The following is an 18,817-nucleotide window of genomic DNA, read 5'->3' as shown; positions in this document are numbered from 1 at the left end:
GTGCTTAAAGGGCCAGGTCTTGAAGTTCAAGTTGGAACGGTGCAGGGCCGGACAACTTTACCCGTTCCGTGGGCGCCAGTGACAGGGTCGCGCCCACTACATTCGGTCGGATCGGCAATTCGGCGGCGTCCAGGTCCAGTAGACAGACAAGGGTCACGCTGGCCGGGCGACCATAGTCGAACAGTTCGTTGAGGGCGGCGCGAATGGTCCTTCCACTCATCAGCACATCGTCGATCAGCACCAGGTGCTGACCTTCGATCTCAAACGGCAGCTCGGAGGGGCGCACCTGTGGGTGCAGGCCGTTCTGACTGAAGTCATCGCGGTAGAAGGAGACATCCAGGATGCCTAGCGCCGAATCGCTGTCCAGCGCCTTGAGCAACGCCTGGGCGACCCATACACCGCCGGTACGGATGCCGATATAACGTGGGGTATCGATGGCGCGTTGTTCAAGGTGGGCCTTGAGACGGATGGCCATCTGGTCGATCAGTTCGGTGGGATTGGGCAGGCTCATGGTGGCTCCTTCAAGGCCCTCGCCCGGCAAGCGCGGCGGGGGCTGAAACGGTGGGGCGTCAAACGCCTTCAGAGTTGGGGTGCAGGGTTTTCTTCGATCCAGCTTTGCAGTAACAGCTTGGCGGCGATAGCGTCCACCGGGTTATCGCGATAGGTGCCTTTCTGCCCGCCCTTGGCCAGGCGCTCACCCTTGGCCTCGAAAGTGGTCAAGCGTTCATCCTGGGTGAAAAAAGGCACGTTGTAGCGACCGTTGAGCCGGCGGGCGAATTTTTCCGCACGAGCGCACATCTCACTGGGTGTGCCGTCCATGTTCAAGGGCAGGCCGACCACCACGGCATCGGGTTGCCACTCCTTGATAAGGGCTTCGACCTGACTCCAATCGGGAATGCCGTTCTGCGCCTTGAGGGTACACAGCTCGCGGGCTTGGCCGGTGATCATCTGGCCGACGGCGACGCCGATCTGCCGGGTCCCGTAATCGAAGCCCAGCAATAGGCGGATAGTGGTCATCAGGCGTGGCCCGCCTGACTGGTGAGCAGACTGAGGTTGACGCCCAACTGGGCGGCGGCGGCGGCCAGGCGGGCATCGCTGTCGGTTTCGAAAAGGATATCGGGGGAGAACGGGCAGGTCAGCCAGGCGTTATCGGTCAGTTCGGCTTCCAGTTGCCCAGCTTCCCAGCCGGCATAGCCAAGGGCGATCAGGCTGCGTGGCGGGCCGATACCGTCGGCGATGGCGAACAGCACATCCTGGGATGTCGACAGCGCCAGGCCTTCGAGTTCGACGGTGGCCTGATAGGTCTTGCCGATTGGGTGCAGGACAAAACCGCGATCGGTCTGCACCGGACCGCCGGAGTAGATCGGCACATGCTGGCAGAGTCCTGGCGGATCGATATCCGGGCGCAACTGTTCGAGAATATCGGCCAGGTTCAGGGACTGTGGACGGTTGATAACCAAGCCCATGGCACCGTTCGCGGTGTGCTCGACGATATAGGTCAAGGTCTGCGCGAAATTCGGGTCGGCCATATGCGGCATGGCGATCAGGAAGTGATGCTTGAGGTAAGTCGGGGTGAGATTTTTCATGAACTCTAGTGTGGCGTTGGGCGGGCGAGCTGACAAGCCCGCTCACCACCGGGGCAGTGGGGACCTTGGACATAATAAAAAGAAAAGAACAGCCAAAGTGAAAAATACCGAAACAGAATGTGGTGGTTTAATTTTCCCGGACACCCCGATGGGTGGAAAATGCACCTATCGCGGCGTTTTTCATGACCGACAAGCTCAGGATGATTACCGATTGTGGCGAGGGCATTTAGGTTGCTCAAACGCTCGCCAAGTGGGGTTCGCTCTAATAACCACGGATGTCGGTGATTCAACATTCCGTACCCCGGCACGCGGACAAACAGTACTGATGCATCAATTGCTGGACAGCTTGTCGCCTCGGGCAAAACGCCAGGTGCGGATGATTTCCAGGCGGTCGATGTCCGCTAGATCGCCGGTAAAGGGCGCGAAGGGCGCCGCCAGCCTCACGATGCGCTGGGCCGCCTGGTCCAGCAGGGGTTGCCCGGACGACTCCAGCACCAGCACCTCATACAGCGAACCGTCATGGTTGATCGAGACCATCAGCCGCAGGTTGCCGTAGATCTGCTGACGCCGCGCTTCTTCGGGGTAGTTGAGGTTGCCGATCCGCTCGACCTTCTTGCGCCATTCGTCCTTGTACCAGGCTCCCTTGTCGCGCATGGTAGAAGCCGCGCTCAGGCGATGGATACGCGGACGCTTGGCGTACAACTGCTGTTCCTGGGCCAGTTCGGCTTCCAGGCTGGCGATATCGTCGGACAGTTGTGAGCTGTCGAACGTTGGCGTCTGGGCCTTGGGCGCGGCTTGCACCTTGGCTTCTTCGCGGGTGACGGTTTTTTTCGGCTTCGGCGTGACGGTGGCGACAGCCGCCTTGGGGGTGGCTTTCTCGACTTGCTGCTTGACCGGCGGCGGAGTTACCTGGTTGACGGTGTTGTCCTGGAACGGCGCGACCGAGGTGGTAGTGGGGATTGCCTTCTTGTCCAGGGTGCCGCTGCCTTGCTGGTTCTCCTGGGCGATAAAGTCGGCCTTTTTGGGCTGGGTCTCGCTCTTGAACGTGGCCAGGGTGATTTCCAGGGTCCGGCTGATCTGTTTGGGCTCGACGAAGCTGAAGCCGATGCCGAGAATCAGCGCGAGGTGGATCAAGGCCGCGATAAACAAGGTAAAACCCAGCCGATCGGCTGGACGCACGCCGGTGCGGGAGAGTTCGGAGGGCAGATCGGCGGGGAGTGTCATGACCAGAAAACCAACATCACGCGTATCAGGGCCGATGCATGATAACGCAATGTTGGTTTCATCTCGGCGGTTCTATATCAACGGCTTTTGAGCTTCTGCTCGATGGCATCCATCAGCAGGCCGCCGATGTTGGTGCCGAAGGCATTGTCGATTTCGCGAATACAGGTGGGGCTGGTGACGTTGATTTCCGTCAGGTGCTCGCCGATCACGTCGAGGCCGACGAATAGCAGGCCTTTTTCGCGCAAGGTCGGGCCGACCTGGGCGGCGATCCAGCGGTCGCGGTCGGTCAACGGGCGGGCTTCGCCACGACCGCCAGCGGCCAGGTTGCCGCGGGTTTCGCCGGCAGCCGGGATCCGTGCCAGGCAATACGGCACCGGTTCGCCATCGATCATCAGGATGCGCTTGTCACCGTCCTTGATCCCTGGCAAGTAGGCCTGGGCCATGATCTGTTGAGTGCCGAGGACGGTCAGGGTCTCGAGGATCACCGACAGGTTCGGGTCGCCAACCCTGTGGCGGAAGATCGAGGTGCCGCCCATGCCGTCCAGCGGCTTGAGGATCACGTCGCCGTGCTGGGCGGCAAACTCGCGCAGGACATCCGCCCGACGGCTGACCAGGGTCGGCGGCGTGCAGTGCGGGAACTGGGTGGCGAACAGTTTTTCGTTGCAGTCGCGCAAGCTTTGGGGCTTGTTCACCACCAGTACACCGGCGCGCTCGGCCTGTTCCAGCAGATAGGTGGAGTAGACGAATTCCATGTCGAACGGCGGATCCTTGCGCATCAGGATCACGTCCAGCTCGCCCAGGGCTGCGTCGGTCTCGGCTTCCAGCTCAAACCAGTGCTCGGGGTTGGTAAACACCTTCAAGGGTTTCATCCGCGCCCGGGCCACGCCGCCGGCATCCTGATAAAGGTCTTGCTGTTCCATGTAGAACAATGTCCAGCCGCGCTCCTGGGCAGCCAGTAACATGGCCAGCGAGCTGTCCTTCTTATAGGAAATGCTGGCGATGGGGTCCATGACAATCCCGAGACGAACGCTCATGGGCTATATCCTCTGTTGGCCGCGACGGCCGCAATGGCTTGAAAAAGGGCTGTCAGAGTGGCGCTCCGGCTGTTTGCGGTCAAGGAAAAACCGCCTGTGGCTCTGGCTCCGAGGCCGCTCATGGATTGCGGGGGGAGACTGTGCTAAAAAGGTGCGCATCCTGTACGAAGTCCCTCCACATCCAGGGTGTCGCGCCCGAAAAAAGCGGGAGCCTGTAGAAAACCAGTCGCTGTGGCGAGGGTAGAACAGATATGGAACAGCACTCCAGCGCTTTGAAAGTTATGATCATCGATGACTCCAAGACGATTCGTCGCACCGCCGAAACGCTGCTCAAGCATGTCGGTTGTGAAGTCATCACGGCCGTCGACGGTTTCGAGGCGTTGGCCAAGATTGCCGATCATCATCCGGATATTATCTTTGTCGACATCATGATGCCGCGTCTGGATGGTTATCAGACCTGTGCCCTGATCAAGAACAACAATGCGTTCAAATCGACCCCGGTGATCATGCTGTCCTCCAAGGACGGTTTGTTCGACAAGGCCAAGGGGCGCATCGTCGGCTCGGATCGGTTTTTGACCAAGCCGTTTAGCAAAGAGGAGTTGCTGGAGGCAATCAAGGCCCATGTACCGGGGTTCGGGGCAGTGGAACAAGTACGTTGACGGGTGGCCGGTGGGTCGTCCGTTTTATGAGAATAGAGGGAACACCATGGCACGCATCCTGATCGTCGATGATTCGCCGACTGAAATGTACAAACTGACCGGCATGCTGGAAAAACACGGCCATGAAGTCCTCAAAGCCGAGAATGGCGCCGACGGCGTGGCCCTGGCCCGCCAGGAAAAGCCCGACGCGGTCCTGATGGACATCGTCATGCCTGGCCTTAACGGCTTCCAGGCGACCCGCCAGTTGACCAAGGATCCGCAAACTACGGCGATCCCGGTGATCATCATCACCACCAAGGATCAGGAAACCGACAAGGTCTGGGGCACGCGCCAGGGCGCCAGGGACTACCTGACCAAGCCGGTCGAGGAAGAGACCCTGCTCCAGACGCTGAACAACGTCTTGGCCGGTTGACGGCCGACGCCCATGGCTGATTCGCAGACCGCCTTCCAGTTGCTGCTGGAAATCGACCAGCGCTGCCGGCTGCTGGCGGCGGGCTTGCCGTCCCAGGAAAACCGCCCGGATACTTGGAGTGGCATCGGTTTTCGGCTTGGCGAGCAGTGGTACGTGGCACCGATGGGCGAAGTGGCCGAGGTTCTCCATGAACCTCGCTACACCCTGTTGCCAGGGGTGAAGCCCTGGGTCAGAGGCATTGCCAACCTGCGCGGGCGATTGTTGCCGATCATGGACCTGTGCGGTTTCTTCGGCCATGAGTCGTCGGTGTTGCGCAAACAGCGACGGGTGCTGGTGGTGGAATACAAGGAGGTGTTCGCCGGCCTGCTGGTGGATGAGTTGGCGGGCATGCAGCACTTTCCCCAGGGCAGCTTGCAGATGCATTCAGCCGAGAGCCCGGAGCGGATGGTGGCACCGTTTGTACAGGGCTGTTTCGAACGAGAGCGCAATTGGTGGATCTTCAGCCCGTTTGTCCTGGCACAGGCGCCGGGCTTTCTCGATGTGGCGGCCTGACGCCATGGACGTCCGTTCAGTCTCGACGGTACAGGCGGGGAGCCTGATCGATGATTAAAGCCCACACCAGCGAGCCCCGGGGGGCTTCGCGCAGTCGTTCGCAGATCATCGCGCTGTTTATCGCGCTAATTGTGTTCATCATGTTGTTGTTTGCCAACTTCGCCTACCTGAACACTCAGTCCAACTACGACAAGCAATACATCAGCCACGCCGGCGAACTGCGGGTGTTGTCTCAGCGTATCGCCAAAAACGCCACCGAGGCGGCTTCCGGCAAGGCTGCGGCGTTCAAGTTGCTCGGCGATGCGCGCAACGACTTCGCCCAGCGCTGGGGCTACCTGAAGAAGGGTGACCCGGCCACCGGCTTGCCCGCGGCACCGTCCGTCGTGCGCAGCGAAATGTGGGCGGTGCAGCAGGATTGGGAGAGCCTGCTGAAGGACACCGACGCGATCCTCGCCAGTGAACAGACTGTGTTGTCTCTACACCAGGTGGCCGCGACCCTGGCCGAAACGGTGCCGCAGTTGCAGGTCGAATACGAAAAGGTCGTGGAAATCCTTCTGCAACGCGGCGCACCGGCGACCCAAATAGTGATGGCCCAGCGCCAATCATTGCTTGCGGAACGTATTCTCGGTGCGGTGAACACCGTGCTAGCCGGCGGGGAAGCCGCGTCCCAGGCTGCCGATGTCTTCAGGCGTGATGCGGTGCGCTTCGGTCAGGTGCTCAACGGCATGCTGCGGGGCAATGCGGCGCTGAAGATTTCCCAGGTCGAAGACAAGGACGCCCGCGCCCGTCTCGGGGATATTGCCGAACTCTTCGAGTTTGTCTCCGGCTCCGTCGACGAGATTCTTCAGACATCGCCGGAGTTGTTTCAGGTCCGCGAGTCCGCCAGCAATATCTTCAGCCTTTCGCAAACCCTGCTGGACGAAGCTTCGCAGCTAGCCAATGGTTTCGAAAACCTCGCCAGCGGGCGCTCCCTCGACACCCTCGGCGGTTATGTCCTGGGCCTGCTGGCGCTGGCCTCGATCATTCTGATCGGCCTGGTGATGGTTCGCGAAACCAACCGGCAACTGCACGAAACCGCCGAAAAAAACGAGCGCAACCAGCATGCGATCATGCGCCTGCTGGATGAAATAGAGGACCTGGCCGCTGGCGACCTGACCGTGACTGCCTCGGTGACCGAAGACTTCACCGGGACCATCGCCGATTCGATCAACTATTCGGTGGACCAGTTGCGCGACCTGGTCGCGACCATCAACCTCACCGCAGGCCAGGTGGCCGCCGCCGTGCAGGAGACTCAGGCCACCGCGATGCAATTGGCCGAAGCCTCCGAGCATCAGGCCCAACAGATCAGTGAGGCGTCCGCCGCCATCAGCGACATGGCCAAATCCATCGATCAGGTGTCGGCCAACGCCGCTGAATCCTCGGCGGTGGCCGAGCGTTCGGTGGAAATCGCCAATAAGGGTAACGAAGTGGTGCACAACACCATCCATGGCATGGACAATATTCGCGAACAGATCCAGGACACCGCCAAGCGTATCAAGCGCCTCGGCGAGTCTTCCCAGGAAATCGGCGATATTGTCAACCTGATCGACGACATTGCCGAGCAGACCAATATCCTGGCTCTCAACGCGGCGATCCAAGCGTCCATGGCTGGCGACGCCGGGCGTGGCTTCGCGGTGGTCGCCGATGAAGTCCAGCGCCTGGCCGAGCGGTCTTCCGCCGCGACCCGGCAGATCGAGACCTTGGTGCGGGCGATCCAGGCCGACACCAACGAAGCGGTCATTTCCATGGAACAAACCACCACCGAAGTGGTGCGCGGCGCTCGGCTGGCGCAGGATGCCGGGGTGGCTTTGGAAGAAATCGAAGGTGTCTCGAAAACCCTGGCGGCGCTGATCCAGAGCATTTCCAACGCGGCGCAGCAACAGACCTCGTCGGCGGGGCAGATTTCGCTGACCATGAACGTGATCCAGCAGATCACCACCCAGACTTCATCCGGCTCAACCGCCACCGCCGACAGCATTGGTAACCTGACGAAAATGGCCAGCCAACTGCGGCGTTCGGTCTCCGGCTTCACTTTGCCCCAGGCGCAAGATGCGCGTGAAATCCGGTAGTGCAAGCATGAGCGACCCGCACGACTATGTGGCCCTCGAATGGGTCAAGGGCGAAATCGCCGATACCTTGAAACAGGCCCGTCAGGCCCTGGATGCCTTCGACGAGGCAGGACGTTCGAGCCAGGACATCGGCCAGTGTCTGGCCTGCATTCACCAAGTGCACGGTAGCTTGCTGATGGTCGAGTTCTACGGCGCAGCCCTACTGGCCGAAGAAATGGAACAGTTGGTGCTGGCCATGCAGCAGGGCCGGGTCGCCGAACAAAAAGAAGCCGTGCGCCTGTTGCACCAGGCCTTCGGTCAACTGCCGTTGTACCTGGACCGTGTGCACAGCGCCCGGCGCGACCTGCCGTTGGTGGTGTTGCCGCTGCTCAACGACCTGCGCAGTGCCCACGGTGAAAGCCTGCTCTCGGAAACCAGCCTGTTCAGCCCGACCCTCCTCGAAGTCCCCCCTCTGGATGATGTGGCTCTGGCCCGTCTGGCCCCGCCGGAGCTGCCGAACTTGCTGCGCAGGCTGCGGCAGACGCTGCAGATGGCATTGGTCGGGTTGCTGCGTGAAAAGGACGATCCGATCAACTTTGGTTATATGGCCAAGGTCTTCGCTCGCCTCGAAAGCCTGTGCCGGAACGCTCCGCTAGGCCCACTCTGGCAGGTCGGCTCGGCGTTGGTCGAAGGCATTCTCAGTGGTGCTATCGGCAACAGCCCAGCCTTGCGCAGCCTGCTCAAGGATTCCGACAAGGAACTCAAGCGCTTGCTGGAACAGGGCATCGCCGGCATCAACCAGGCGGCGCCGGACGAATTGCTCAAGAGCCTATTGTTCTATATCGCCAAGGCCGAGCGGCCTACCGCGCAGATGCTGGTTCTTAAGGCGCGTTACGGCCTGGACGAGGCGTTGCCGGATACTTCCACGGTGGACGAAGAGCGCGCACGCCTTGCCGGCCCTGATCGGGATGCCATGCGTTCGGTGGTCTCGGCGCTCTGCGAAGAGCTGGTGCGGGTCAAGGAGCGGCTCGACCTGTTTGTACGCAGCGACCGCCTGCACACCGATGACCTGGCCAGCCTGCTGGCGCCGTTGCGGCAGATCGCCGATACCTTGGCGGTGCTCGGCTTCGGCCAGCCGCGCAAGGTTATCATCGACCAACTGGCGGTGGTCTTGGGCCTTGCCCAGGGGCAGCGCGAACCTAATGATGCGGTGCTGATGGATGTCGCCGGAGCCTTGCTCTATGTCGAGGCGACGTTGGCCGGGATGATCGGTACGGTGGAACCGCCAAGCCGTGAAGAAAGCCGCCTGCCGACCACTGATCTGACCCAGATTCACCGGATCGTCATCAAGGAGGCACGGATTTGCCTGCAACAGGCCAAGGATCTGATCGTCGAGTGTGTCGATGCCGGCTGGGACCGCGAGCGCCTGATGCCGCTGCCCGAGCTGGTGACGCAAGTCCGCGGCGCTCTGTCGATGATTCCCCTGAACCGTGCGGCGAGCCTGCTGGAAACCTGCAACCGCTATGTCCGCGAGCACTTGCTGGTGGACCCGACGGCGCCGTCCTGGCAACAGCTCGACTGCCTGGCCGATGCGCTGACCGGCATCGAATACTACCTCGAACGCTTGACCGAGGACCATGAGGCTCCCGGCGAACGGGAGCTGGACAAGGCCGAGGAGAGTCTCGATGCGCTAGGGTATGTGCCGGTCGAACTGGACGTGCCGTTGCTCGAGGAAGTGCTGAGCCCAAGCGAAGCCATGGTCATGCAGGGCTCGCAGGCACTGGACGATCCGCGAGTGGCGCAGTCCCTGGCCGATGTGCTGGCCAGTCCGGTCTCGGCGCTCAACCCACCGGCCCGGCAGATGCCAGGAAGCCTGTTACCGCCACCGACCGGTGAAGCACCCGTGGATGATGAGTTGCGAGAAGTCTTTCTTGAGGAAACCGAGGAAGTCCTCGATGCGCTGCGCGATTACCTGCCGCGCTGGCGCGCCGATATCGAGAGCAAATCGGCCTTGGCCGAGTTGCGTCGAGCCTTCCATACCTTGAAGGGCAGCGGACGGATGGTTCGTGCGTTGGTGCTGGCCGAACTGGCCTGGGCTGTGGAAAACCTGCTCAACCGGATTCTTGAGCGCAGCGTCGAGCCTGGGCCGGCGGCACGGCAACTGATCGCCGAGGTAGTAGCGCTGCTGCCGGAGCTGATCGCTGAGTTTGCCGCGAATGTCCAGCGCCAGCGCGACGATGTCGACTCGCTGGCGGTTTGGGCTCATGAGCTGGCGAGTTCGGATGGGGACGAGGCTGATGGCACCGACGAGATCGATGATCTCGATCCGCAGTTGCTGGAGATCTTCCGCAACGAAGCTGGCGCTCACCTCGATAGCCTCAACCGTTTTCTCGAGCAGGTCGCCGAGCACCCGCCGCTGCAGGTCAGCGATGAATTGCAACGGGCCTTGCACACCCTCAAGGGCAGCGCCTATATGGCCGGGGTCCTACCGATGGCCGAGCTGGCCGCGCCGCTCGACCATCTGACGCGGGAGCTCAAGGCCCACCTGCTGGCGCTAGGGTCGGAAGAAATCGAATTGTTGTCGCAGGCCGAAGGCTTGTTTCGTCGTGGTCTCAAGCAATTGACCGACGGTCCGCTGGCCACCATCAGCGGCGCATCGGAACTGATCCAACGGACCGAGGCGGTGCTGGCAAGGCGCCTCGACGCGCTGTTGAGCGAGCCTGGCGGCACCCAGCGAACCAAGCGCGATCCGCAACTGATCAACAACTTTCTTGCCCAGGGCATGGATATCCTGCTGGATGCCGAGAACCTGCTACTGCGCTGGCAGCAGCACCCCGGCGAGCGCCAGGAGCTCAACGACCTGCTGGACGAACTGACCGTCCTTAGCCAGGGCGCACATATCGCCGACCTGGAGCCGATGGATGAGTTGTGCGAAGCCTTGCTGGACCTTTATGGCGCCGTCGAAGAGAGCAGCCTGGCGGTCAGCGAGCGGTTTTTCCATGAGGCCCAGCAGGCCCATGAAGCCTTGATCAACATGCTCGACGAGTTGGCCGCAGGTCAAGAAATCAACCCGCAACCGGAGCGTGTCCGCGCCTTGCGCGAGTTGCTCGACGCAGCCCTTGACCCGTCCGCCACCGGGCTAATCAGGACCGACGGCAGCCGTTCCTTGAGCATCACCGAGCTGTCGACGGCCACCGCCGAGGCGGCCAGGGTTGAAGGCGCAGTGGGTCTGGATGACGAGATCGTGACGATCTTCCTCGAGGAGGCGGTGGATATTCTCGACAATGCCGGTCTGGCCTTGCTGCGCTGGCTCGAGGAACCCGACAACGCCGCGCCGCTGTTGTCCCTGCAACGCGACCTGCACACCCTCAAGGGCGGTGCGCGGATGGCCGAGATCGGCCCTGTCGGCGACCTGGCCCACAATCTGGAAAATCTTTATGAAGACCTGGTGGATCGGCGTTTCAGCCATTCCCTGGCCTTGGCGCGGTTGCTGCAAAAGAGCCATGATCAGCTCGCCGTGTTGCTGAAGCAACTGCAAGGTCAACAGCCCCTGAGCGATCCGACAGCTTTGATCGAGAATATCCGGGCGTTTCGACAGCAGGCGGGGCAATCCGAGTCCGTCGAACCCACGGGACCGGCCCAGCTGGCCGCGACGGTCGGCGATCCGGAATTACTGGAGGTGTTTCTCGAGGAAAGCTTCGACATTATCGAAAGCTCTACCGCAGCGCTACGGCGCTGGCAGGCCGACCCCTCGAGCCGCCAGGAAGTGGAAACCCTGCTGCGCGACCTGCATACCCTCAAGGGGTGCGCGCGGATGGTCGAGATTGCGCCCATCGGCGACCTGGCTCATGAGCTGGAATTTCTCTACGAAGGCGTGTCGACTCAGCTACAGCCTGGCGAGGCGTTGTTCGAATTGTTGCGCAGTGGTCATGACTGCCTGGCGCAGATGCTTGATGCGGCACGCGACGCACAACCGGTGTTGCCCGCCAATGCCTTGATTGCCGAGATACAGGCGTTTGCTCGCCAGCCTCTGGTCGCGTTGCCGGTGACGCCGGAGCCCGCGCCTTCGGTGCCGGTCAAGCGTGAGGCGGCGTTGCCCGAGGCTGAGCGTGCGCCCCAGGACATGGTCAAGGTTTCGGCGGATGTCCTGGAAGATCTGGTCAACCTGGCGGGAGAAACCTCGATCTTCCGTGGTCGCATCGAGCAGCAGGTGAATGACGCCAAAGTCGCGCTCAGCGAAATGGAAACTACTCTCTCGCGCATGCGCGATCAACTGCGGCGGATGGATAGCGAAACCCAGGGGCGGATCCTCAGCCGCCAGCAGGTGGAGGCCGAACGCCTGGGCTACGAAGAGTTCGACCCACTGGAGATGGACCGCCATTCTCAGTTGCAGCAGTTGTCCCGGGCTTTGTTCGAGTCGGCCTCCGACTTGCTGGACCTCAAGGAAACCCTGGCCGAACGCAACCAGGATGCGAAGAATCTGCTGCTGCAACAGGCGCGGGTCAATACCGAGTTGCAAGAGGGCCTGATGCGCACGCGGATGGTGCCGTTCGGGCGTTTGGTACCGCGCCTGAAACGCATTGTCCGGCAGGTCGCTGGAGAGTTGGGTAAGGACGTCGAGTTTATTGTCGGCAATGCCGAAGGCGAGATGGACCGCAATGTCCTCGAACGCATGATCTCGCCCCTTGAGCACATGCTGCGCAACGCCGTCGACCACGGCCTGGAAAGCGCGCAGGTGCGACTTGCCGCCGGCAAGCCGGAACAGGGACGGATCACTCTGGACCTGTCCCACGAAGGTGGCGACATCGTCTTCGATATCCGCGACGACGGTGCCGGGGTTCCGCTCGATGCCGTGCGGCGCAAGGCGATCAAGCGCGGGATGATCGAGGAAAACACGCCGATCAGCGACCGCGACGTGTTGCAATTCATCCTCCAGCCGGGCTTCTCCACCGCCGAGCGCATCACCCAGATCTCCGGGCGCGGCGTCGGCATGGACGTGGTCCATGAGGAAGTGCGGCAACTGGGCGGGACCATGACCATCGACTCCACCAAGGGGCAGGGCGTGCACTTCCAGATCCGCCTACCGTTCACCGTCTCGGTGAACCGCGCATTGATGGTGCAGTGTGGCGATGAGCAGTATGCGATCCCACTGAACACCGTCGAAGGTATCGTGCGGGTCCTGCCCAACGAGCTGGAGAGCTATTATCAACTGAGCCCGCCGCGTTACGAGTACGCCGGGCAAATCTACGAACTGCGCTACCTGGGCGAATTACTGCAAACTGTCAGCAAGCCCAAGTTGCTCGGCCTGAGCCAGGCCTTGCCGGTACTGTTGGTGCACTTCAACGAGCAGCGGGTGGCGCTGCAGGTGGACACCCTTGCCGGTACCCGGGAAATCGCGGTCAAGAGCCTGGGGCCACAGTTTGCCGGGGTAGCGGGGTTATCCGGCGCGACGATTCTCGGCGATGGCCGAGTGGTGTTGATTCTCGACCTGCTGGCCCATCTGCGCAGGTCTCAAACCTGGGTGCCGGTGCCACGCGCGGTGAGCGACTTGACGGTGGATTACATGCCGATGCGTTCGACGCTGGTCATGGTGGTGGACGACTCGGTCACGGTGCGCAAGGTCACCAGCCGGCTACTGGAGCGCAACGGCATGAATGTGATCACCGCGAAAGACGGCGTGGATGCGCTGACCCTGTTGCAGGAACACACCCCGGACCTGATGCTGCTGGATATTGAAATGCCGCGCCTGGACGGCTTCGAAGTGGCGACCCAGGTACGCAACCATCCGCGCCTGAAGGATTTGCCGATCATCATGATCACTTCCCGTACCGGCCAGAAACACCGAGACCGGGCCATGGCCATTGGCGTCAACGACTACCTGGGCAAGCCATACCAGGAGTCGGTGCTGCTGGAGAGTATCGCTCATTGGAGCTCTGTTCATGTATGAGCATCGAGCGAGCAGCCTGACCGGACTGATGCTGCCATTGGCTGACCGCTACCTGCTGCTGCCGAACGTCGCGGTGGCCGAACTGATCGACTACCAACGCGGCGAACCTGCCAGCGATGCGCCGCCATGGTACCTGCGGCCCATCACCTGGCGTGACCGACAACTGCCGCTGATCAGCTTCGAGGCGGCGTGTGGCGGGGCTATCGCGGTCGGCGAGCGGTCGCGGATCGTGGTCCTCAATGCTCTGGGCGGACGGGCGCAACTGAAGTTTATCGCCTTGGTGATCCAGGGCATTCCGCGCTCGTACAAGCTCGACAGCCAACTGAGCTTTGTCGATGTGCCGTTGTGCCACCTGGAAAAGGCCGCGGTGCAGGTTGCCGACCTGGTGGCGAAGGTACCGGACTTGCTGGGGTTGGAGCGCCTGGTGCTGGAGTCGGGGCTGGCCTGAGCGATGTGTGACGGCGGCAGGCGTCTTCACCAGCAATCCGACTCCCACAACGTCCGATCAATTCACAAGATTGCGGGATAACGAGTGGCCCCTCACTGAGACTGTTGTCGAAAAATTCATGGCCGAGCTTTATTCAGGCTGAATCGGCACGATCATTAACCTGGGCGTAACAATCCACCACTGGGCTTGATTGATGCACCGTCGATTCACTCCTACTGTCTACTCCACGACAGCGAACCCGTGGAGTGAGCATGACAACCGCCAATTTCCTCGACTCGCGCTGGACGCGGCGGCGTGCCGAGAAGCAGCGCCGTCTCGAACTGGTGCGGGCCCTCGCCGATGGCGTGGTGTTGCCGACCGAGAAGATCGTCACTGCCCTGGAAGCCCTGATCATGCCGGGCGACCGGGTGGTGTTGGAGGGCAATAACCAGAAGCAAGCGGATTTCCTGTCCCGCTCCCTGGTGCAAGCCGATCCGGCCAAGCTCCACGATTTGCACATGATCATGCCCAGCGTCGGTCGCGCCGAGCACCTGGACCTGTTCGAGCGCGGTATCGCCCGCAAGCTGGACTTCTCCTTCGCCGGCACCCAGAGCCTGCGTATCAGCCAGTTGTTGGAAGACGGCCTGCTGGAAATCGGCGCCATTCATACCTACATCGAACTCTATGCGCGGTTGGTGGTGGACCTGATCCCCAACGTGGTACTCAGTGCCGGCTTCATGGCCGATCGCGCCGGCAATATCTACACTGGCGCCAGCACCGAGGACACCCCGGCGCTGATCGAGCCGGCGGCGTTCAGCGACGGTATCGTGATCGTCCAGGTCAATCAGTTGGTCGATGATGTCAGCGAGCTGCCCCGGGTGGATATCCCGGCGTCTTGGGTCGACTTTGTGGTGGTGGCCGACCAGCCTTTCTATATCGAGCCGCTGTTCACTCGCGACCCGCGCCATATCAAGCCTGTGCATGTACTGATGGCGATGATGGCGATCCGTGGAATCTACGAAAAACACAACGTGCAGTCCCTCAACCACGGGATCGGTTTCAACACCGCCGCTATCGAGCTGATCCTGCCGACCTACGGTGCATCGCTGGGCCTCAAGGGCAAGATCTGCCGCAACTGGACGCTCAACCCCCACCCGACCTTGATTCCCGCCATCGAAAGCGGCTGGGTCGAAAGCGTGCATTGTTTCGGTACGGAATTGGGCATGGAGCACTACATCGCCGCCCGGCCGGATGTGTTCTTCACCGGGCGCGACGGCTCGTTGCGTTCGAACCGGATGTTCTGTCAATTGGCCGGGCAGTATGCGGTGGACCTGTTTATCGGCGCGACCCTGCAAGTCGACGGTGACGGTCATTCCTCCACCGTGACCCGTGGGCGTCTGGCTGGCTTTGGCGGGGCGCCGAACATGGGGCATGACCCACGCGGTCGCCGCCATGGCACCCCGGCCTGGCTGGATATGCGCCTCGATACCGGCGACGCGCCCCAAGCCCTGCTCGAACGCGGCAAGAAGCTGGTGGTGCAGATGGTCGAGACCTTCCAGGAGGGTGGTAAGCCGACTTTCGTCGAAACCCTCGATGCCGTGGACGTGGCGAAAAAAAGCGGCATGGCGCTGGCGCCGATCATGATCTATGGCGACGACGTCACCCATCTGCTGACCGAAGAGGGCATCGCCTATCTGTACAAGGCGCGCTCCCTGGAAGAACGCCGGGCGATGATCGCTGCCGTGGCCGGTGTCACCGCCATCGGCTTGCGGCATAACCTCAAGGATACGGCGCGGATGCGTCGCGAAGGCCTGATCGCGCTGCCCGAGGACCTCGGTATCCGCCGCACCGAGGCCCGCCGTGAGCTGCTGGCAGCCAAAAGCGTGGCCGACTTGGTGGAGTGGTCGGGTGGCCTCTACGCCCCGCCCGCCAAATTCAGGAGCTGGTAAATGCACGCCTTCAATCTGCAAGCCCAACCGTGGTTTCTGGCCGAGCGCCTGGCGGATTTCGCGGTGCGGGCGCTGATCGACGAAGCCGACCTGTCGCCCAAGCCAGCGTTGGTCGATCGGCGTGGCAACGGTGCACACAGCGATCTGCACTTGGGCTTGATGCATGCCTCGGCCCTGTCGCTGTGGCCGATGTTCAAGGCAATGGCCGAGGCGGCGATAGCCAGCCCAATTGCTGTCGACGCGGGGTATCAGGCAGACCGCACCGCGTGGATTGACAACGGTTGTGCCGCCGAGCGCAGGCAAGCCGGCTCGGCACAATATCCTGGTTTGCCAAGACCGGCAGCTTTGCCGCCTTCATCCAACGTCATCGACCTGTCGCTACGTGAGGCCCTGGGCCGTATCGGTCGTGAAGGCGAGCAGACGATGTTGCAGACCACCGGCGGGGTGAATACCCATCGCGGGGCGATCTGGGCCTTGGGGCTGCTGGTGGCTGGCGCGGCGCTGGACCCGCGCCGTGTCGGCGCCAATGCTATCACCCGGCGCGCTGCGTGCCTGGCCTTGCTGGAAGACCGTTACGCGCCTGATAGCGCCAGCCACGGTAGGCAGGTTGCCCAGCGCTATGGCGCTCGCGGTGCGCGGGAAGAAGCGCAGTCGGGCTTTCCGGCGGTGACCCGGCTTGGCCTGCCGCAACTGCGGCGCAGCCGGCTTGCCGGTCACGGCGAACAGCATGCCCGGCTGGATGCCTTGCTCGCAATGATGACCACTCTGGCCGACACCTGCGTGCTCTACCGTGCGGGCATGGCGGGCCTGCAGGCCATGCAACGGGGCGCTTGCGCGGTGCTGGCGGCGGGCGGCAGCGCCAGCCTGGCCGGACGGCGGCGCCTGCATGAATTGGATCGACAATTGTTGGCGATGAACGCTTCACCGGGCGGCGCCGCGGATCTACTCGCCGCCTGCCTGCTGATCGACCGCCTCGAACAGGAAGCCTTGTGATGGAAAAGCTGTTCTTTGAATTCCCCGCCGGGCAACCGCCAAAAGGCCGTGCGCTGGTGGGCTGCGTCGGCTCGGGCGATCTGGAAGTGCTGCTCGAGCCCGGCCACCCGGGTCGATTGTCGATCCAGGTGACGACCTCGGTGAACGGCAGCTCGGCGCGTTGGCAGCACCTGTTCGAGCGACTCTTTGCTGACCAACTGCCGCCGGCGCTGAGCATTGATATCCATGATTTCGGCGCCACTCCCGGTGTGGTTCGCTTGCGTCTGGAGCAAGGTTTCGAGGAGATCGGCCATGACTGACAGCGAGCGTTTATTGCACAAGCACAGCTTCGTCGAACTCGGTGCCCGCCAGCGTGCTCGGGCGCTGCTCGACAGCGGCAGTTTTCGCGAACTGCTCGATCCCTTTGAGCGGGTCATGTCGCCCTGGCTTGAACGCCAGGGCGTCGTGCCCCAGGCCGACGACGGTGTAGTGATCGCCAAAGGCGCTATCGACGGCCTGCCGGTAGTCATCGCCGCCATCGAAGGCGTATTTCAGGGCGGCAGCCTCGGCGAAGTGGGCGGTGCGAAAATCGCCGGGGCCCTGGAGCTGGCAGCCGAAGACAACCGCAAGGGCATTGCAACTCGTGCTGTGTTGCTGCTGGAGACCGGCGGCGTGCGGTTGCAGGAGGCCAATCTGGGGTTGGCGGCCATTGCCGATATTCATGCGGCGATTGTCGACCTGCGCCGTTATCAGCCGGTGATCGGCGTGGTGGCCGGCAGTGTCGGTTGCTTTGGCGGTATGTCCATCGCGGCGGGGTTGTGCAGTTATCTGCTGGTGACTCAGGAAGCCCGGTTGGGCCTCAATGGCCCACAGGTGATTGAACAGGAAGCCGGGTTGCAGGAGTACGACTCCCGTGATCGGCCGTTTATCTGGAGCCTGACCGGCGGTGAACAGCGTTTCGCCAGCGGCCTGGCGGATCGCTATGTGGCCGATGATGTGGCGTTGCTCCGCGAGCAGGTCGCGGGCTTGCTGGCGGCTGGGGTGCCCGACGTGCAACGCAGCCGGCAAGCGGATCGGTACCTGCGGCGGTTGACCGAATTGGATGCCGGTCCACAGATCGAGCCGGCGACGGTACGCCGTCTGTTCCAAGGAGATCGCCCATGAACGCTTATTCCCTGCGCGGTTTGCGCTGGTTTCAGGCCCTGGCGGCAGGTGCTGGCGAAGTGTCCCGCCTGGCGCCTTCACTGAAGGTCGCGGATATCGAGCTTGGCGGGCGGTCGGCTCGGTTGCTGGCAGTGGTGGCCGACCCGGCCAATCGGTTTGTCCGGGCCCGCAATGGCGAGGTCGGGTTGCTGGAAGGTTGGGGACTGGCCAAGGCCGTAGACGAAGTGATCGAGGCTGACAGCGCCAACGCGGACAAGCGCGCCCTGATCGCCATTGTCGATGTGCCGAGCCAGGCTTACGGGCGTGGTGAAGAAGCCCTGGGCATTCACCAGGCCCTGGCCGCGGCGGTGGACAGCTATGCTCGCGCTCGTCTGGCGGGACATGCGGTGATTGCGCTGCTGGTGGGCAAGGCGATGTCCGGGGCATTTCTCGCCCACGGCTACCAGGCCAACCGGCTGATTGCCCTGCGCGATCCTGGAGTGATGGTCCACGCCATGGGCAAGGCGTCGGCGGCGCGGGTGACGTTGCGCAGCGTCGAGGAGTTGGAAGCCCTGGCCGCCAGCGTGCCGCCGATGGCCTATGACATCGACAGCTACGCCAGCCTCGGACTGTTGTGGAAAACCCTGAGCGTGGAACAGATCGAACAGCCGACGGTCGCCGATGTAGCACAGGTAGAGGACTGTCTGATCGAGGCCATCGGCGATGTGGCGGCCAAGGGTACTGACTTGAGTGGACGCCTGGGCGCGAGCAATCGGGCGGCGTCCAGTCGGGTTCGGCAACTGTTGCGCGAGCAATGGTGAACGG

General features: G+C 62.3%; 16 protein-coding genes. 11 read left to right on the top strand and 5 right to left on the bottom strand.

From position 1 onward, the window contains the following. Window positions 1–4 precede the first annotated feature (4 nt). The 5 genes from pyrR to gshB form a co-directional block, all read right to left on the bottom strand. Window positions 5–511, bottom strand: a complete 507-nt coding sequence (pyrR, locus tag AWM79_RS01610) for a bifunctional pyr operon transcriptional regulator/uracil phosphoribosyltransferase PyrR (protein WP_060781989.1) — start codon at window positions 509–511, stop codon at window positions 5–7. A 68-nt stretch (window positions 512–579) separates the two neighbouring features. Next, on the bottom strand, window positions 580–1,017 hold the full coding sequence (gene ruvX / locus AWM79_RS01605; RefSeq protein WP_017130470.1) for a Holliday junction resolvase RuvX: 438 nt from the start codon (window positions 1,015–1,017) through the stop codon (window positions 580–582). Then, window positions 1,017–1,586, bottom strand: a complete 570-nt coding sequence (locus AWM79_RS01600; RefSeq protein WP_017130469.1) for a YqgE/AlgH family protein — start codon at window positions 1,584–1,586, stop codon at window positions 1,017–1,019. Before AWM79_RS01600 ends, ruvX begins: the two co-directional genes overlap by 1 nt. A 330-nt stretch (window positions 1,587–1,916) precedes the next feature. Beyond that, window positions 1,917–2,810: an energy transducer TonB gene (locus tag AWM79_RS01595; protein ID WP_017130468.1), complete on the bottom strand. Its 894-nt coding sequence runs from the start codon at window positions 2,808–2,810 to the stop codon at window positions 1,917–1,919. 77 nt (window positions 2,811–2,887) lie between these two features. Further along, window positions 2,888–3,844, bottom strand: a complete 957-nt coding sequence (gene gshB / locus AWM79_RS01590; RefSeq protein WP_017130467.1) for a glutathione synthase — start codon at window positions 3,842–3,844, stop codon at window positions 2,888–2,890. Window positions 3,845–4,095: 251 nt separating this feature from the next. Between gshB and pilG the strand changes: the two genes are divergently transcribed. The 11 genes from pilG to mdcE all read left to right on the top strand — a co-directional run bounded on the left by pilG (window position 4,096) and on the right by mdcE (window position 18,813). Continuing rightward, window positions 4,096–4,503, top strand: coding sequence for a twitching motility response regulator PilG (gene pilG / locus AWM79_RS01585; RefSeq protein WP_017130466.1), 408 nt, complete (start codon window positions 4,096–4,098; stop codon window positions 4,501–4,503). Between the two features lie 46 nt (window positions 4,504–4,549). Continuing rightward, window positions 4,550–4,915 carry a twitching motility response regulator PilH gene (gene pilH / locus AWM79_RS01580; RefSeq protein WP_017130465.1) on the top strand — a complete coding sequence of 122 codons (366 nt, stop codon included), beginning with the start codon at window positions 4,550–4,552 and terminating at the stop codon, window positions 4,913–4,915. 12 nt (window positions 4,916–4,927) lie between these two features. Continuing rightward, window positions 4,928–5,467 (top strand): chemotaxis protein CheW, encoded by a 540-nt coding sequence (locus AWM79_RS01575; RefSeq protein ID WP_017130464.1) that lies wholly within the window; start codon window positions 4,928–4,930, stop codon window positions 5,465–5,467. A gap of 50 nt (window positions 5,468–5,517) precedes the next feature. Beyond that, complete coding sequence (locus AWM79_RS01570) at window positions 5,518–7,575, top strand: methyl-accepting chemotaxis protein (protein WP_060781988.1); 2,058 nt, start codon at window positions 5,518–5,520, stop codon at window positions 7,573–7,575. Between the two features lie 7 nt (window positions 7,576–7,582). Beyond that, window positions 7,583–13,501, top strand: coding sequence for an Hpt domain-containing protein (locus AWM79_RS01565; protein ID WP_060781987.1), 5,919 nt, complete (start codon window positions 7,583–7,585; stop codon window positions 13,499–13,501). Further along, window positions 13,494–13,949 carry a chemotaxis protein CheW gene (locus tag AWM79_RS01560; protein ID WP_017130462.1) on the top strand — a complete coding sequence of 152 codons (456 nt, stop codon included), beginning with the start codon at window positions 13,494–13,496 and terminating at the stop codon, window positions 13,947–13,949. Before AWM79_RS01565 ends, AWM79_RS01560 begins: the two co-directional genes overlap by 8 nt. A gap of 251 nt (window positions 13,950–14,200) precedes the next feature. Next, window positions 14,201–15,877 carry a malonate decarboxylase subunit alpha gene (gene mdcA, locus AWM79_RS01555; protein ID WP_017130461.1) on the top strand — a complete coding sequence of 559 codons (1,677 nt, stop codon included), beginning with the start codon at window positions 14,201–14,203 and terminating at the stop codon, window positions 15,875–15,877. Further along, complete coding sequence (locus tag AWM79_RS01550) at window positions 15,878–16,870, top strand: triphosphoribosyl-dephospho-CoA synthase (protein WP_060781986.1); 993 nt, start codon at window positions 15,878–15,880, stop codon at window positions 16,868–16,870. Beyond that, window positions 16,870–17,169, top strand: coding sequence for a malonate decarboxylase subunit delta (locus AWM79_RS01545; protein ID WP_017130460.1), 300 nt, complete (start codon window positions 16,870–16,872; stop codon window positions 17,167–17,169). Before AWM79_RS01550 ends, AWM79_RS01545 begins: the two co-directional genes overlap by 1 nt. Beyond that, window positions 17,162–18,013 carry a biotin-independent malonate decarboxylase subunit beta gene (locus tag AWM79_RS01540; protein ID WP_017130459.1) on the top strand — a complete coding sequence of 284 codons (852 nt, stop codon included), beginning with the start codon at window positions 17,162–17,164 and terminating at the stop codon, window positions 18,011–18,013. Before AWM79_RS01545 ends, AWM79_RS01540 begins: the two co-directional genes overlap by 8 nt. Further along, window positions 18,010–18,813 carry a biotin-independent malonate decarboxylase subunit gamma gene (gene mdcE / locus AWM79_RS01535; RefSeq protein ID WP_060781985.1) on the top strand — a complete coding sequence of 268 codons (804 nt, stop codon included), beginning with the start codon at window positions 18,010–18,012 and terminating at the stop codon, window positions 18,811–18,813. Before AWM79_RS01540 ends, mdcE begins: the two co-directional genes overlap by 4 nt. The last annotated feature ends 4 nt before the right edge of the window (window positions 18,814–18,817 follow it).

It is taken from the genome of Pseudomonas agarici, assembly GCF_001543125.1.
Classification (GTDB): domain Bacteria; phylum Pseudomonadota; class Gammaproteobacteria; order Pseudomonadales; family Pseudomonadaceae; genus Aquipseudomonas; species Aquipseudomonas agarici.
Note: the sequence above shows the minus strand (reverse complement) of the source record. Positions and strands in the feature narration are given on the sequence as shown.

What these genes read in the sequence shown, in the direction of transcription:
- pyrR (WP_060781989.1), bottom strand. Translation starts at nt 511, where the DNA reads ATGAGCCTGCCCAATCCCACCGAACTGATCGACCAGATGGCCATCCGT.
- ruvX (WP_017130470.1), bottom strand. Translation starts at nt 1,017, where the DNA reads ATGACCACTATCCGCCTATTGCTGGGCTTCGATTACGGGACCCGGCAG.
- AWM79_RS01600 (WP_017130469.1), bottom strand. Translation starts at nt 1,586, where the DNA reads ATGAAAAATCTCACCCCGACTTACCTCAAGCATCACTTCCTGATCGCC.
- AWM79_RS01595 (WP_017130468.1), bottom strand. Translation starts at nt 2,810, where the DNA reads ATGACACTCCCCGCCGATCTGCCCTCCGAACTCTCCCGCACCGGCGTG.
- gshB (WP_017130467.1), bottom strand. Translation starts at nt 3,844, where the DNA reads ATGAGCGTTCGTCTCGGGATTGTCATGGACCCCATCGCCAGCATTTCC.
- pilG (WP_017130466.1), top strand. Translation starts at nt 4,096, where the DNA reads ATGGAACAGCACTCCAGCGCTTTGAAAGTTATGATCATCGATGACTCC.
- pilH (WP_017130465.1), top strand. Translation starts at nt 4,550, where the DNA reads ATGGCACGCATCCTGATCGTCGATGATTCGCCGACTGAAATGTACAAA.
- AWM79_RS01575 (WP_017130464.1), top strand. Translation starts at nt 4,928, where the DNA reads ATGGCTGATTCGCAGACCGCCTTCCAGTTGCTGCTGGAAATCGACCAG.
- AWM79_RS01570 (WP_060781988.1), top strand. Translation starts at nt 5,518, where the DNA reads ATGATTAAAGCCCACACCAGCGAGCCCCGGGGGGCTTCGCGCAGTCGT.
- AWM79_RS01565 (WP_060781987.1), top strand. Translation starts at nt 7,583, where the DNA reads ATGAGCGACCCGCACGACTATGTGGCCCTCGAATGGGTCAAGGGCGAA.
- AWM79_RS01560 (WP_017130462.1), top strand. Translation starts at nt 13,494, where the DNA reads ATGTATGAGCATCGAGCGAGCAGCCTGACCGGACTGATGCTGCCATTG.
- mdcA (WP_017130461.1), top strand. Translation starts at nt 14,201, where the DNA reads ATGACAACCGCCAATTTCCTCGACTCGCGCTGGACGCGGCGGCGTGCC.
- AWM79_RS01550 (WP_060781986.1), top strand. Translation starts at nt 15,878, where the DNA reads ATGCACGCCTTCAATCTGCAAGCCCAACCGTGGTTTCTGGCCGAGCGC.
- AWM79_RS01545 (WP_017130460.1), top strand. Translation starts at nt 16,870, where the DNA reads ATGGAAAAGCTGTTCTTTGAATTCCCCGCCGGGCAACCGCCAAAAGGC.
- AWM79_RS01540 (WP_017130459.1), top strand. Translation starts at nt 17,162, where the DNA reads ATGACTGACAGCGAGCGTTTATTGCACAAGCACAGCTTCGTCGAACTC.
- mdcE (WP_060781985.1), top strand. Translation starts at nt 18,010, where the DNA reads ATGAACGCTTATTCCCTGCGCGGTTTGCGCTGGTTTCAGGCCCTGGCG.